Origin of the sequence: Paenibacillus sp. yr247 (genome assembly GCF_900103825.1) — a bacterium.
GTDB lineage: Bacteria > Bacillota > Bacilli > Paenibacillales > NBRC-103111 > Paenibacillus_E.
In genome coordinates, this window is record NZ_FNIF01000010.1 from 130,570 (window position 1) to 147,002 (window position 16,433).

General features: G+C 44.0%; 12 protein-coding genes. All 12 read right to left on the minus strand.

What is annotated here, in order from left to right; translation table 11 throughout:
* Nucleotides 1–94: 94 nt before the first annotated feature.
* Nucleotides 95–970, minus strand: a complete 876-nt coding sequence (locus BLT91_RS18005) for a carbohydrate ABC transporter permease (protein ID WP_090823384.1) — start codon at nucleotides 968–970, stop codon at nucleotides 95–97.
* A gap of 18 nt (nucleotides 971–988) precedes the next feature.
* The gene (locus BLT91_RS18010; protein WP_368086821.1) at nucleotides 989–1,945 is read right to left on the minus strand and encodes an ABC transporter permease; all 957 of its coding nucleotides are present in this window, start codon (nucleotides 1,943–1,945) and stop codon (nucleotides 989–991) included.
* Between the two features lie 72 nt (nucleotides 1,946–2,017).
* Nucleotides 2,018–3,520 (minus strand): extracellular solute-binding protein, encoded by a 1,503-nt coding sequence (locus tag BLT91_RS18015; protein ID WP_090823386.1) that lies wholly within the window; start codon nucleotides 3,518–3,520, stop codon nucleotides 2,018–2,020.
* Nucleotides 3,521–3,535: 15 nt separating this feature from the next.
* Nucleotides 3,536–3,934, minus strand: a complete 399-nt coding sequence (locus BLT91_RS18020; protein WP_254777003.1) for a Rieske (2Fe-2S) protein — start codon at nucleotides 3,932–3,934, stop codon at nucleotides 3,536–3,538.
* A gap of 22 nt (nucleotides 3,935–3,956) precedes the next feature.
* The gene (locus BLT91_RS18025; protein WP_254777009.1) at nucleotides 3,957–5,012 is read right to left on the minus strand and encodes an amidohydrolase family protein; all 1,056 of its coding nucleotides are present in this window, start codon (nucleotides 5,010–5,012) and stop codon (nucleotides 3,957–3,959) included.
* Between the two features lie 213 nt (nucleotides 5,013–5,225).
* Nucleotides 5,226–6,647: a family 10 glycosylhydrolase gene (locus tag BLT91_RS18030; protein ID WP_175532376.1), complete on the minus strand. Its 1,422-nt coding sequence runs from the start codon at nucleotides 6,645–6,647 to the stop codon at nucleotides 5,226–5,228.
* Nucleotides 6,648–6,673: 26 nt separating this feature from the next.
* The gene (locus BLT91_RS18035) at nucleotides 6,674–8,083 is read right to left on the minus strand and encodes a hypothetical protein (protein WP_090823392.1); all 1,410 of its coding nucleotides are present in this window, start codon (nucleotides 8,081–8,083) and stop codon (nucleotides 6,674–6,676) included.
* A gap of 47 nt (nucleotides 8,084–8,130) precedes the next feature.
* Nucleotides 8,131–9,096 carry a 2-hydroxyacid dehydrogenase gene (locus BLT91_RS18040; RefSeq protein ID WP_090823395.1) on the minus strand — a complete coding sequence of 322 codons (966 nt, stop codon included), beginning with the start codon at nucleotides 9,094–9,096 and terminating at the stop codon, nucleotides 8,131–8,133.
* 477 nt (nucleotides 9,097–9,573) lie between these two features.
* Entirely contained in the window at nucleotides 9,574–9,774 is a 201-nt protein-coding gene (locus BLT91_RS18045; RefSeq protein WP_090823397.1) for an LSm family protein, read from the minus strand.
* 311 nt (nucleotides 9,775–10,085) lie between these two features.
* Nucleotides 10,086–10,694: a hypothetical protein gene (locus tag BLT91_RS18050; protein ID WP_090823399.1), complete on the minus strand. Its 609-nt coding sequence runs from the start codon at nucleotides 10,692–10,694 to the stop codon at nucleotides 10,086–10,088.
* Between the two features lie 610 nt (nucleotides 10,695–11,304).
* On the minus strand, nucleotides 11,305–11,748 hold the full coding sequence (locus tag BLT91_RS18055; protein ID WP_090823401.1) for a MarR family winged helix-turn-helix transcriptional regulator: 444 nt from the start codon (nucleotides 11,746–11,748) through the stop codon (nucleotides 11,305–11,307).
* A gap of 326 nt (nucleotides 11,749–12,074) precedes the next feature.
* Complete coding sequence (locus BLT91_RS18060; protein WP_175532377.1) at nucleotides 12,075–16,403, minus strand: S8 family serine peptidase; 4,329 nt, start codon at nucleotides 16,401–16,403, stop codon at nucleotides 12,075–12,077.
* Nucleotides 16,404–16,433 lie beyond the last annotated feature (30 nt).

A 16,433-nucleotide genomic window follows, 5' to 3' on the forward strand; every position in this document is an offset into this window, starting at 1 on the left:
TCGAATCCATGCAGCTATATTTACCCCTCCCCTTTCAAAATAACTAATTTAATTATAAATGAAAGGGACAAACCGAACAAACATTTTGATAATCCTATCCTTTAACTGAACCTAGCATAACGCCTTTCGCAAAATGTTTCTGTAGAAACGGGTACACAAGCAAGATAGGCAACATCGCCAAAACCACGGAAGCTATGCGTACTGTTTCTTGAGGAAGCACTTGGTCCGATGAAGCTGAATTGCCAGTCATACTGGAACTTGCATCCAAAACCAACGTTTTCACCAAAACTTGCAAAGTCCATTTATTCGTATCCGTTAAATATAATATGGCATTAAAATAAGTATTCCAGTGTGCAATTGCAAAAAACAAAGTAAACGCCGCAACCGCTGGCATCGATAACGGCAGGATAATACGGAAAAATATGCCTACATCCGTACTGCCGTCTATTTTTGCAGATTCTTTCAGCTCTGTAGGGATGGAATCCAAGAAGCCTTTAACAACGATTAAGCTCCACGCGTTAGTCAGTACCGGCCAAATGAGTGAACCAAAAGAATTAAGCAAGCCAAGTTCTTTTACGAGTAAATAATTCGGAATGATCCCTGGATTAAAGACCAGTGTTAGGATAACCATCCCCATGATGATATTTCGGTACGGCATCTGTTTTTCAGTCAACCCATATGCCATCGTGAAAGTAAACAGCAGATTTAGAAATGTACCGACAATCGTAATGAAAATTGTATTTTTGTAGGCTGCCAGAAAGCTTGGGGTTGATAATAAATAGGTATACGCTTCTAATGACCATCGTTCCGGCCAAATATTAAACTGAAAAGGTACATAGACATCCTTATCAGTCAATGAGACGATAATTAAATACAAGATCGGAAAAGAGGAAATGAGTGAAATTATCGTTAGTGCGCTATAATTGATATAGTCGAATACAGTTAAGCGCTTAGTTTGAACAAAGCTCATCAGACGCACCTCCTGCTTCTAATATATTCCCTCATGTCCTAATTTTTTCACAATGTAATTTGAGATTACTACCAGGATTAGCCCGACAATACCTTTAAACATGCCGACTGCTACACCGACACTCGTCTGTCCGCTTAGTATCCCTTGTTGATAGGAATAAGTATCGAAGACATCCCCCACCGATAGCACCAACGGATTGATCATCAGCAAAATCTGTTCGAAACTAACATCGGCCAGATGGCCCAATTTTAGAATCAACAGAATTAAAATGGTAGGCCGTATAGCGGGAAGGGTAATATGCCAAATCTGTTTCATTCTGCTGGCTCCATCCATCACAGCCGCTTCATACCTTGAGGGATCAACGCCCGCAATCGCAGCCAAAAAAATAATTGTTCCCCATCCGGTGTCTTTCCACATATTTTGTATGGTCAATAGCCCCCAAAAATATTTAGGCTCTTGCATAAACGCAATTGCTTCATTTCCCGCTCCTCGGATCGCCTTGTTCACTAATCCAATATCCGTTGACAGTAAGAAGAACGTCAAGCTCGCGATGATAACCCAAGACAAAAAATGAGGCATATACACGATAGACTGATTGATTCTTTTAAATACCTCATGCCTCACCTCATTCAGCATAACCGCTAACAAAATGGGCAGAGGGAATAAAAAAACTAGACTGAAGATATTGATCAACAATGTATTGCGGAATAGGATGTAAAAATGTTCATATTGGAATAAATCCGTAAAATGTTTAAACCCTACCCATTTGCTGTGAAATATACCTAATAGCGGGGAATAATCCTGGAAAGCTGCCGCAAGTCCCCAGAACGGCACAATTTTAAAAATTAGAAAATAAAACAGTCCAGGCAGTACAAGCACATACATATAGCGGTATTGAAGCATTTTTTTCCATGTTGTTGATTTAGATCTACTCATTAACATTTCAGAGACTATGACCTGATGGGTTTGCTCCATGGTAGGCACTCCTTTACTTCCATACTTATTATGAGGAACCGGACTATCTTCTAGCCCGGCTCATTTCAAGGACTACTTCCCGAACAATGATTTATAATTGTCGCCAAATTCTTTATAGGATTGGGCAAACTCTTTCTTCGCTTTTAACTGCTCAACGTAACTTTTGTACTGTTCCATCGAAATTTTCCCAATAATCGCTTGTGTTCTCATAGAGGCAAACTCACCTTGGTATTTCGGCCATTGCGTTACCCAAGATGGTGAATTAATGACGGTGTAAGGATCAATTTTAGCAATCTCAGCAACCGGTTTAACTTTTTCCCTATTTTTCAAATTAATTTCATTCGGCGCTAAAGGACTATCCGTTTTAGACCATGGATCTAATTTAAGGACAAATGGTTCGATTGTCGTATTGTTAATCTCTTTTTTACCTTGGTCTGTCATCACTCTGGCACCGTTATCTTTTTTATGATGAATGCCTTCGGTACCATAAGTGATATACTCAGTAATTTCGGAGCTAGCCACTAAATTGTAATATTCAAGGATTCGCACTGCTTTTTCTTTAGGCACGGATTTAGGAATAAACAAGCCTCCATAGAAGCCGGGCGTGAGAACAGCAGTCGTCCCCTTAGGACCGGTTAAATAAGGAACATAATCCACGACAGCTCCTGGCTGCACCTTTTTAGCCGATTGTTCCAAACCGTATTGATGCCATGCATTTTTTCTGTAAAAGGCGGCCAAACCGGAGCCGAACATGCTGTAATATTGGGAATCCTTCATAACGGCGAATTCCTGTGACATTAAGCCGTAGGAATAAGCCTTTCTGTACCATTCCACCATGCTCGTATAAGCATTCGTCAATTCTTTCGGATATAATCCGCCCTCTGGCGTATATTCGGGTGTCAAGCTGCCGAATGCAGAAATCCATGCCTCATCATAGTTCATGCCTATCGTGTCTTTTTTTCCGTTGCCGTCGGGATCGCTTTCAACGACTTTCTTTAAGGTCTCGAGGAGTTCATCCATTGTCTTTGGCATAGGAAGGCCAAGTTTATCTAGCCAATCTTTACGGATAAGTTCCACGGAATTAATCGGTGGCCGTGTACGCGGCATTCCGTAAATTTTGCCGTTATAACGCATTAATTTCCAGGCGCTTTCCGGAACATTATTTTTCAAATTCGGATATTTGCTAAAGTCTCCTAAAAGTTCTGTTAAGTCCCAAAATGTACCTTTATTAATTGCATCCACCACATTGGGCGAAGTTACTTCCGTAACCGTTAAAACGTCCGGAATATTTCCTGATGCTACAACAATATTAACTTTATTCATATAATCGTTGATGGGCACCCAATCAATATCCATGTGCACATTCGTTTTTTGCTCCAACCCCGTCCAGAAAGCGCTGTTCATGTCAGGCGGTTCGGTTTGTAGCGATGACATTACTTTAATAGAAAGCTTTTGTTTTTCTTGCTTTGAATTCGATGGAGAAGCTTCTTGGCTGCCGCACCCGGCCAATAGGGCAGTGGTTGCTGTTAGGATTCCAAGCGTACACAATGCCGTTGAACGAAGTATTTTTTTCATAAAAAACCTCCCAAATTAAATGTAAACAATGACCTTTTCTTCTTCTACTTTAACTGTGTAGGTTTCTACTGTTTTATCTTCTTCAACCTTCTCAACCGCCACATCATACGTTTTGACAAGACATTTATGAGGATCGTATATGGATTTACCTGTCAAAATATCGAATTCCCAACCATGCCACGGGCACCTGACAATTTCGCCTTCTTTCCCGTACAGGTATTCACCGGGCATTGACGGCAATGTCATGCCAGTGACAGTTCCCACACATAATGGAGCACCTTGGTGGGGACAGCTGTTCTTCAAAGCATAGAATTCATCATTTACATTAAAAACACCTACAGACCGACCCTCAAGTGTCAAAATTTTATTGGTGCCCTTAGGAAGGTCCTTTACATAACAAATCTCATGCCGCATGATGGTTTCCCCTCCTAATCGGTTACAAATTGTAAAATTCTTTGGCATTTTCGTAGAATATACGATTCCTCATCTTCTCCGGAAGCTTAGGAAAAGCCAATTTAGGCGAGTCGAAATCCCAATGCGGATAGTCGCTTGCAAACATAAGAATATGTTCGGCATCCATCATTTCAAGTACTTGCAGTAGATGTTGGTCATTATCCGGCCTTTCAAGCGGCTGGGAGGTAAGTCGCACGTGGTCCCTTAAATATTCGCTCGGCTTACGTTTTACCCAAGGCACCTCGTAACGCAGTGCTTTGTACTCGGCATCCAATCTCCACATTAAAGCTGGAAGCCATGAAACACCTCCCTCTGTCAAAACAACCTTGAAATTAGGGAATTTCTCGAATACACCCTCCGTAATAAAGCTGACTAAATGTGCCTGAAAACCTAACGATAAACAAGTATGCCATTCAATATAATGCGTCGGGTAACCTGGTGTAGGTTGATGGTTAATTCCCATGCCATCGGTACCCGGATGAATGGCCAGCGGCAGCCCGTGTTTATTGCAGGCTTCGTAAATCGGGTAGTACTGCCGCTGACCAAATGGTGCGCGGGCACCCGAATCAGTCATTACTTGAACAAAATGCGGATGACCCGCCCATCTTTCAATTTCTTTAGCTGCAGCTATCGGATCCTGGTGGGCAATCGTTATAGACCCCTTGAAAACGCCGTCAGGGTTATCTTTACCCAGCCACGTATCGGCTAACCAATCATTATAGGCCGCTGCGATAGCGCTTGCAAAATCAGGGTCAGGATGCAAATTACAAAAGGCTCTAGGCAGCAGGATGGCATGCTGATGACCAAATTCTTCAATCAGCTGCTTACGAAGAAATTCCGGATCCGATCCGGTCGGCCCCCCGTTAGGAGGTTTGGCATCCAAACGAGCCCCATGAAGCGGGTTACCATAAAATCCTCGCCCTCCTCCCGAATACCGATCCTTCCATGGTTGCTTCATATAAGAACGAATTTCATCAATGCTTTTGGGCGATGGATGTACATCACAGTCTATAATTGGTATTTTCGTCAAACTGTCCACTTCCTTTACGTTTTGTACAGGTCTCTGAGTACCCTGCATAAACCTATCTTAAAAAATCTTTCGTACATCTTAAAGTGATAATCCTTGTTCGGAGAAATTTTTGTCATACATAAACCGTAATTCCTGGATTAATTTAACCCTAAGGAAAAAAACGTCATGTTAAAAGCCATGTACCTTTAGTTTAAATCACTCAATGTTGCGCTAATTATTTTATTATAGTGAGCGTGTATTATAATCCATTATCGCTTGCCCACAATCTTCAATGTTTGCCAGTTTCATTTCCGAGTACTTGCGAGAAAGAATAACTCCATGTCCGCCCGCTTCCATTGCGGCTGTGACCGCTTCGTACACATCTTCAGGTTGGGTTAACGATTCTCCTTTATCAGTTGGTATATCTACATCGATACCTGGGATGATAAGCGTTTTATTTCCAGCACTTTTCACCGCGGAAAGCGCCCTTTCCGTTTCCTTGCGTACATACTGAGATGACCACTTGCGATTATGCATTTCCTCCCATGGGCCTTCGTCGATATCAAGAAAACGGGAAATTAGCTTAAATCCATCTTCCGGCTTTGCATCTTTGAAAATGGTATTGTGAATGGCTTCAATAAAATTCGTGTACCTTGGTCCTGCGCAGTTATTGTATACGACCAATTTGATGAAATCGCTGTAATGGCTCATAGCCCCTAAATCCTGCGTCGCCCGATGAAAAGGAGAAAACGAATTGAGATGGTAAATATGCCAACCTACCTGAACTTCTGGGCGTATAGCTTTCACCATGCCGTAAACTTCTCGAAAAAACTGCTGCTGTCCGTCATGCCAGAGCGATTCCCAAGCAAGAATTTCGGGGAATTGAAGCAACAAACGCCAGAAGGATACAAAATATCCATCAATCGGTCTCACATCTGAACGAGTATTACGAATAAACTGTTCTAATTCAAGATATCCTTGCCTCGCACGCTCTACCTGAATGCCTTTTTCTCTCGCTCTTGCCCGACAGTGATCACAGAAGCATGTTATTTCTCCGGTCGTCCATCGTCCACCCAACATATTGCCTAGAGGTCCCTGACGTTCCGAACCCCAAGCTACTCCATCAATATCGTAGGATTTTATGTAGTCCTCAATAAGACCGAAATGCCAATTTCTATAATCCGGGTGGTTGAAGCATGGTCGTTTTGCTTTACGTCCTCGGGTATCGATTTCCAAAACTTGAGCAAAGTTAGGAATTCTCCGCGATTGTTCAATAGCACCCTTTTTTCCTGCGCTTTCTTCAATCCACGAATATACTTTCATTCCTCTTCGATGAGCTGCAGGAATTACCTCTGCCATCATATCCCATGTGCCATGATCTCTCGATTGAAAGTCTTCCGCCTGAATAAACGTATTTCTGTAGAATGGAGCGTGTCCTGTACCAAAATTGCCTCCGACATAGTCTAAGTCGTATTCCTGCGCTCCATGGTCTGCAAGTGGAAAGCCAGGAAATGGCCTCCCTCCGGTCCCACGCGTATATGTAAAATTGGCCAAAAACAACGTATTGACCTTCCCTTTCTCTTGAAGAATGTCTAATACCTGCTCCGTACCTTCATCGGCAAAAGAAACAGCGCCCACTTGCATGGCAATCATTTTTTCTTGCATGGCTAACACCTCCACATATGGATTTTTTATATATTCCGATCGTTTAAATCCTTGATGGCTTTCCCGCATGCCGCCAAGTTGACTAACTTCATCTCTGAATATTTTCGGGATAAAACAATGCCATGAGCCCCCGCTTCAAATGCGGCTGTAACCGCTTGGTACACATCTTCCGGTTCAGTTTGCTTTAGTCCTTCACCGGTAGGAATGTCTACATCGATACCAGGGTAAATACGGGTCTCATTATCTGCTTTTTTTACTGCACCCAACGCTCTTAATGTTTCTCTCCGCACATACTCGGCTGACCATCCCTTTTGTGGAATCTCCCCCAACGTCCCTTCATCAATCCCAAGAAAACGGTACATGAGCTCTAAACTTTCATCCGGGAGTGCGTCATGAAATATCGTATTATGAATGTTTTGCATGAAATCGAGGAATCTCGGACCGGCACAATTGTTATAAGCTACAAGCTTGATAAAATCACTGTAGTGACTCATTTCCTCCAAATCTTGCGTTGCCCGGTAAAAAGGGGAAAACGAGTTCAAATGGAAAATGTGCCACCCCACTTGAATGGCAGGATTTATAGCTTTAACCATTCCATACAGTTCGCGAAAAAACTTTTTTTGACCTTCATGCCACAAGGCTTCCCAGGCCAATATTTCAGGATATTGAAGCAATAATCTCCAAAACGAAACGAAATACCCGTCATTCGGACGTATATTTTCTCTAGCCTGAGAGAATAAATCATGAAGTAATGTATACCCCTGACGTGCATGCTCTACATCTATCGATCTTTCCTCCGCAAGCTTCCTGCAGTGACTGCAAAAGCAAGTTACTTCCCCGGTTGCCCACGGTCCTCCAAACATATTGCCAAGTGGACCTTGTCGTTCCGAGCACCATGCAACACCATCAATTTCATAGGATTTAATATAATCCTCTACCAAGCCAAAATGCCAATTTCGATAGTCAGGATGGTTAAAGCAAGGACGTTTTCCTCTTCTCCCCTTGAAGTCTTGCTCCAGAAAATTCACGTAATTCGGTATCCATTTGCCCTGTCCACGTCCCGAGCTTTCTTCTATCCATGCGTAGACCTTCATTCCTTTTCGGTGTGCTGCTGGAATGACTGCTGCCATAATATCGGTATCCCCATGTTCCTTAGCCCTGAAATCTTCAGGTTTAACGAAGGTCCGGCGGTAATACTCCGCGTGAGCTATGCCATTGTTGCCGCCAATAAAATTCAAATCATATTCCTGTGTACCGTGATCGGGAATCGGAAACCCTGGTGTCTGTCGACCACCAGTATCTCTCGTGTACGTATAGTTTGCTAGAAATACGGTGTTAACTGAGCCCAATTCTTGTAAAGTGTCCAGTACATTTTCCACACCCTCATCAACAAAGGAAACAGCACCTACTTGTATCGCAACTAATTTATCTTCCATTACATACCTCCTCACACGATATTTATTTGCATAACAAATTATGGGGCTTACTTATTTACAAGATTAGGCGGGATTTCTCCGAGCAAAGCTTTACATAAATTGTGTGCAGCTAATTGGGCCATACCTAGTCTTGTGTTTACGCTCGCACTTCCAATATGAGGAAGTACTACGACGTTTGGCAATGACAAAAGCGGATGATCTAAAGCAATCGGTTCCTGCGAAAATACATCCAATCCCGCTGCCCATATCGTGCCCTCTACAAGTGCATCGTTCAGCGCAGTTTCGTTCACGATTCCACCTCGGGATGTGTTAATGAGGATGGAGGTACGCTTCATCAGTGCCAATTCCTCCTTACCAATCAAATTGACTGTTTCCTTAGAGAAGGGTACTAACACACATACGAAATCGGATTCCCTTAACAGAGACTTCAAATCAACATACATCGCGCCAAAATTCTCCTCTACCCCACTCCTCCGGCTGCGATTGTGGTACAAAATCTTCATATCAAAACCTTTAGCTCTTTTGGCAACCGCTTCACCGATTCTTCCCATTCCGATGATACCTAACGTCGCACCATGTACATCTTGGCCTGTAAGCAGCATTGGTGACCAAGTACTCCATTTGCCGTTACGTAAATAATCGGAAGCTTCCGTAATTCGACGGGCCGTTGCCATCAAGAGCGCAAAAGTAAGATCTGCCGTCGTCTCAGTTAAAATTCCAGGTGTATTCGTGACCAAGATACCTTTATTGTTTGCAGCTTCAATGTCGATATTGTTATACCCGACAGCCATGTTACTGATCACTTTTAATCGAGGGCCCATCTCCATAAGTTGTGCATCAATAGTTTCCGTCAGCAAACAAAACAAACCGTCGGCATCGGTGATCTCTCGTTCCAATATTTCACGAGGTACTGTCGTATCCTTCTCATGCCACATTCGAACATCACAATGATTTTCAATCATGGCTGTAATTTGGTCTGGGATACGCCTAGTAATATATACTTTCGGCCTCATCTCTTACCTCCCCATTCGTTTTGTACAGTAATCCGAATTTGATCATCCCGCCTAAACCTATCATAAGAAATCATCCGTACTTATTAAATTGATAATCCTTGTTCGGAGAAAATTCTGTCATACAATACATGAAATTACTGCATTAATTTAAACCTAAAGAAAAAAACGTCATATTTTAAAATCGGGTGATAATGCCGTTCACCTCTAAGTTTCTGGTAGGGATGTCGTGTCATCCTTAACTGTCGCCTGACTCGTAACTTATTACACCTCCAGAATTTTTTCCCAAGGAAACAAAAACCCCTGACCGTTTCAAGTCAAGGGTTGGGTAATTTTTTTTATACAAGAGGTATTAGAACTTTTGTTAGGAGAGTGTCCGAATTGTCAAATGAGTTTACCAACTAATTCAAGAAGCTACTCAATTTTATAGTATTTTTGAGCAAATAGAAGGCAAATCGCATTCAAATCTAGCTGCTTTTATTATAAACCAAATAATAAGAAGAGGAGTAGAATCTCAGCTAAACGGATATTAATCCTGCGAATTCGCCTACCAATTCTCACGTGCATAATCATAAAATCTGTTCCCACCGATGTTAATTTGCCTGTTAATGTTCTGCCGTTAGTCAATTGAACTTGTACAGACTTACCTATCATTTTTTGTGCTTGATTACGAAATGACATATATAGTCCCTCCTTTTTCTGTAGTTACTATATGATATGTACAAATCATTTAATGGTAAGTTCATTAGTGGATTAATTAAACAATTTGAGCCAATATCTCTATTAACTAAACAACATCGTTTTCCGCTCTACAAATCAAACAGTTTTCCATTAAATATCCCCTCCAAAGAAGACAAAGGTTCAAAACTAACGAGCACAAGAAAAATATACGTAAGCGTCAAATAACCCACACCTTGTAATCAAGATGAGGGCTATTCGACGCTTACGCAATATGGCAATGATGCTGGTTCCCTAGTGGATTTCAATAGTGATTATTGCGTAAATTCCAGCAGGATTTGAAGAAGTGGCGGGAGTATTTGGCGGATGATTATACCCCTCAATAGTAATTGTATTATCCCCTTGTTTAAGAGATTGGAGTGGGATAGTAATTTCTCTCCCTGGATTGAAATAGGAGTGGGCATCTCCAATTTGTATAATAATTCGAATCGGTTTCTTACCCTTAATGCCTCTTTCTCACTAAGGTTGAAAGGGGGGTTTTTTAAACAAAATTGTATGGCATCAAAATCGTATGGATTCGCTTCTGCACACTTTTTAAAAGCATCCCCATGCTTGGAAACTTCTTCCTGAAAATATTTCTCCCACACATAAATTGCTATTCCTAAAAAGCCCCCAGCTACGGCTAATGCTATTGCTGGTAACTGTCTATAAGGATATAGTTGCTCCCATAAGAGCGGATGATAAGCATACTGTTGATAAATAAGCGGTAGATGATATACATGCGGGTTTAGATAACGATATCCGTTATATTGATAAGTGTATGGATATGGTTGTAACGTTTCGCAGGCTGAATCATAGTATGGCAGGTAGTGATAGCCAAATTGATTAAATATTGGTACTACTTGCTGGTTGTCATTAAACAAATTCTTCTCATTCCTATTGATGTACGTACAGATACTAAAGACGATAACAGAATATGCCTAATCCAGAAAATAGGAGCCTGTATGCTGATGCCCATTTTCAATATCTCCTCGTCGGTCTTGTACATTAGAGTTTAATTGATGTTAATTTTGAAGTAGGGGATTTGAACTGGCGGCAAGTCAACGGCAACGAGTGGCCTATTCGTGACGCCGGCTTTCAAAAAAGAGAACCTATTATGGTTCCCTTTATTCGCTGCTACTTCCGCAAGCCAATTTTGAGACTATGCATGAAAAGTCCTCCGTTTAACTAAAAAATGCCTAGCACTGATTAGTACCAGATTAGGCATTTTGTCTATATTTATGCATTTTTATGCATGTATGAGGTTTTCTAATGAATTCTGCAACAAACCGTCTAAGGAATTATGGAACAATTCTAATTAATTCTGGATTTGACAGCCTTCGTTTTAGACTCATATGCCCCTTGTTGTCAAGGGAGCTGTAAACAGCTCGGCTCGGCACTTCGATCTACTTCTTCGTAAAAATAGCGCATCTCTATTCCTCACTAGGAACTCTCATCGTAGGGCAAACCACCGCATTGATGCCCATCGACGGCTTATTCGATCTCGAAGCTGATGCTCGCCACTTCATCCATCATTTGCCGCATGGATGCTGCATTCTGCGCACCGAACTGTCGTTCGAATTCAGCCTGAGCGCGATCCCATCCGGCTCTTCCCTGTTTGACACGCTTGAGACCCTCGTCGGTGATCGATACGATTCTAGCACGACGATCCGCTTCGCTAACCTGAATAGTGATCAGGCCGTCACGCTCCAGCGGCCGAAGATTGTGTCCGATCGTGGCGCGATCCATGGTCATCATTTCGGCGATTTCCATCATCGTCTTCGGCCCCCGATGCTTGAGATGGCCTAAGATGGAGTACTGCGTAACGCGCAATCCCGACTCTGACAAGCAGGCGTCGTAGAAGCGCGTAATATTGCGTGCCGCACGCCTCAACTGCGCACAGTTACAGAGTCCTGGGATGTCATTGTTGGTGACCATAAAATCTACTCCTCCATTACGCTGCCAGATGGTGACCTGTCAAATAGAGTTGGCCCTCAAACTTTATGGCGTTTCACTTATTTTTCTCATTCTTTGCTTATCATTTGATTAACTCATTATTTTCGTCCAGATGTACCCCAAAACATTATAGTCTCATATGCACGTACTTTCAATAGGGAAGAATCAGACATTAAGCAACTCCAAGCGTATTTCTGGTTTTTTCTGCAACATATTGATTCCCGATTTTCAGCTTTTTCCCATATCAATAGTAAAACCCCCTTGCACGGGAAACCCGCGGGTACAAGGGGGAGGGAAGGAGTGAATCTTTAATTAATTAACTTGGCTTTTTTGAGTAATTCATTCAAGACGATTGCAACTGCTTCACGTGTAGTTGCATCTTTAGGATTGAAGTAGAAGCTACCCATATTCTCGATGCCTTGCATCAATCCTGTATCCGTCACGGCTTGAATGCTTTCTTGTGCGTAAGAGCTGAATTGGGCGGAATCCGCATAAGGATGATGGAGCGGTGCGGACTTCTGCATGTGCAGCAGATTCATGGCCCTTACCAGCATCACCGTCAAATCTTGCCGGCTGATTTCGGCGTTAGGTTTGAAACCATCGCCTGTTCCCGTTACCAGGCCTGCTTGATAAGCGGTCGCAACATCTTCAGCAAACCAATCCTGCTGGGTCACATCACTGAACGGATTGGAGGACGCTTTTCTTTGCAAGCCGAGTGCTCGAACCAGCATGGCAGCAAATTCTGCCCGCGTTACACTGCGCTTAGGCGAGTACTCGCCATCCGAAGTTCCATTCAGAATGAATTTGTCCGCCAGCGATTGGATTTGATCCTTAGCCCATGACTGATCGATATCCGCGAACACCAGATGGCGCGATGCTGCGGCATAACTCGAGAAGCCGGGGCGGCTAATCGTTACGATCGTTGCTCCGTTATCCGCTTGAGTAAACTTCGCAGGAATCGCGTAAAACTTGTCTCCTTCTTTATACAAGGCACCGGTGGCTTTTGCCCCCGAACCTTGTTCCAAGACGAACGAACGTTGGATGGGCTGATTCGATGCTATGGCAAGCGGCGTCGATACGCCATTGACGGTGCTGCTTGCTTCGAAGGCGTAAGGCGTGCCGACGATCGAAGCTTCTGTAAATTTGTCAGAGAATCCGCGTGCGCTATCCGCATCCTTCGTTATGCTAAACGCAACATCGGAACCTGCCGGTACGCTGTCCAATGCCGAGACTGGGGCCGCGACTGAAGCATCGTTCCATACAAATACGATGGAGCTGTTCTTAGGCGCATCCTTCAACAGCTGCGATTGGGAACCGAACAGCTTCAGCTGCGCTTCATTGGAATTATTGTCGGTTACGCCGACAACGAAAGAAGTTGGCGTTTGTTTGGCAGCCTCCAACGCCTTTTGGATATCGCTATCTTTCACTGTGGCAGTAAGCTGCTTGCCTTGTACTGCAGTTTGGGAAGCGATTGACATTTTCGGTTGCCCTTGCGGAATGACAGCCGCCAATACATCTTTATTGATAGTTCCTGTCCCTACCTGTCCGGGCAAACCGCCGTAGCCGCCACCGCCGAAGATGGGCGTAGGGCTCGGTGAAGGCGATAACGGCGGCGGAGGTGTATCACCGTCGTTATTGATTGGCGCAGGTTCATCTTTAATAATTACCGAGTTAAAAGCGTATGCTTGATTATCTACCTCGAAAGCGTCATTAACATGTACGGCAATGATGCCAATCTTGTATAAGCCTGGTGGAAGATGATCAACAACATTATTTCCGGTCAAAACCTCTCTCCCTATGGTATAGCTGCCGTCAAAACCGGGGAAGGTAATCTCGCCCGAAGGGATAAGTTTATACTGATGCGTCTTATCATCAATGTCATAGATTTGAGCTGCTGTTCCCTTAAACTGCTCGTCTACCCCAAATACATCAAGCTCAATATAATTCATATTCCCGGATTTGAGATTAGCTTTAATATCGACAGGAGTGTCCGAGTAAACGGTTTTGTTCGATAACGATTTAATCTGGACGGGAAAATCGTTATTCGCCGAATCGTCTCCTACATGAATGACGAACGGTAGGTGCAACGACGGATATGCCGGTTCCGTATTTTCCAAAAGAACTTCGCCTTCATAGACGCCGTGCTGCGCTCCTTTTGCAGCTTTGGCGGATAGCGAGAATGCCCGCTTGTCGTTAGCCGCAACAGTAATTTGCGACGAGGAGCCTGTATCCAGCCCGCTTAGCGTCATGATCATGTTGCTCACGTCCGGAGTAGCGATCGGATGATTCGGATCGGATGTAACCTTGGGATGTATCACTACTTTGGCCGTATAGGTTAAAGGACTATTCGATTTGTTTTTCAGTTGCAGAGGTTCTGTAACAGCCGTGCCGGCGTCCGGATTGATGGTTCCAAAGCTGACACTGCTTGCTTCGCTAGGCATCGTTATCGGATTATAATTCGAATCATAGATCTTAATCTTATCAAGCGATTGCAATACGGCAGGCGTTTTGATGGCCTTGGCAATATTCGCTCGTCCAGCCCCCTGCGAATAAACATCATACAGAGTTCCATCTAGGTTTCTTATTTCATCTGCGGTATTCGCGAGTGCGGCTCGAATATCAAAGGGCGACCAATCCCTATGCTCCTGCTTCAAAAGCAGCGCGAGACCTGCAATATGAGGAGTAGCCATACTAGTTCCACTCAGTCGGCCATATGCTTTTTCGTAACTTTTGCTATAATCTATCGTTCCATCAGGATTTTTTCCATAAGCCGGCAAAGTAGAGTAAATATTAACGCCGGGAGCGCTTATGTCCGGTTTGACACCGTAATTGCCGTCAGAATTCGGCCCGCGGGAACTGAATTCAGCGATCGTATCGCCAGCAAGATGGTTTTCCGTAAAAATGTCACCGAATGTAAATGTCAGCGGCTTCCCAGCAGTCAGATTGCGCGCAATCGCTCTCCCCGTCGTTCCGGGCATATCGATGAGCGGAATATACTTATAGCTGTCACCGAGAGAGGCGATAGAACCGATAGGTCCATTACGACCGGGGATATCTTCCGAAAGATCCGGGACGGAATTGCCTTCCGCGTCTTTCTTGTTAATTCCGTTGAAAATGATGGTACCGATCGCTCCATGCTCCTTGGCGGTCTTGACTTTTTCTTCAAATGAGATTTCACCGCGAGATATGAATGCGATTTTCCCATCGATTCTGCCATAGGTTGCTCCTGCGACCGATTTATAATCGTCCTCCTTACCTAGACCGACATAAACGGCGTCCACCGGAGCCGATCCGAACATGTTGTGGAAATCCGTATGATTGGTTTCCCAGGTAACAATATTAAGTGGCTGATAGGTAGCCGCCACAACCGACGAGCTTTTAACGGATGCGACATACTGGACGCTAGGGCTTGTGGATGCGGCTACGGTGATGGCCAGCTGGGCAGATGCCGGAGAGCCCATCGAATAATAGTAAGGACCTGAGCTGCCTTCATTTCCATTCGCAATAACGGCGATAACGCCTGCCAGAACGGCATTGTTAATGGCAATAGAATCAGGGGAGTTAGGATCCTTCTCCGAGCTGTTTCCTAACGATAAGTTGATAACATCCATATGATCCTTCACGGCCCGCTCTATGCCGTTAATGATTTGCGCAGAGGTCCCGGTAGCCTCTTTGGGTCCGTTAGGGTCGGCCGGATCCGCCACACCCATTACTTTATAATCATGCAGTTCCGCCTCATAGGCGACGCCTTTCTGGACGAAGTCGTTAGTTTGGTTCACAGCCCTGCCGGCAATTGTCCCGGAAACGTGGGTCCCGTGAAGGGAGCCTTCGTATTTGTCCGTAGGAATATTAGGATCCTGATAAGGATAATCCTCGTAAGGATCGGAATCATTAAAATAGGAGTCGTAGCCGCCTTGAAACGCGCCTTTTAAATCGGGATGGATATAGTCGACCCCTGTATCAATGACGCCTACTTTTAACCCCAACCCCGTAAGTCCTTGCTCCCATGCTTTATCGACGCCAAGCTGCTTAAGAGGAGTCGCATCAAAAGAGTAGGAGTATGTACTCCTCGTTACCGTTGAGAAGCTTTCCGCCGATACAACGGGGTGATAGAGCAAATTCCGATGAATGGATTTCACGCCCGCGATTTTGGCCAATTGCGGAATTTGATTGGCGCGAATGGTAACTTCCATTCCGTTAAGGACCGTGTTGTATTGATAGTTTACTTTAAGAGGGATGCCTGCGGCTTTTGCGGCATTAATAAATGCCGTTTGTTCGCTTTGAGCCGTTTGCTCCGTTGATTCGGCTGCCATCGTAACGTATCCCATCTTAGCCGCATACTGCCCCACTGCTGCGGGCAGTCCGTTCAATTGAATGATGACATTCATGTTATCGCTTGAAGATGTGTCGATATCAGATGCGATGAATGGAGCGTTTGAAGTTGTGAATGTGGAAATCTGGCTATTCGAGCTCTGTTTTAAGGCGGCTTGGGCCAAAGCATGCAGCTTATCCGCCGGGAACACGTGAGCAGATGGAGCAGATTGATCGGAGGCCGAAACGTTCTGTCCCACTAGGCCGCCTAGTAAATTAACAACGGCTAAAAGAGCTGTCGATTTCTTGATGAGCGATGTTATCAATTTGGATACCCTCATTTCAAACAAGATGGG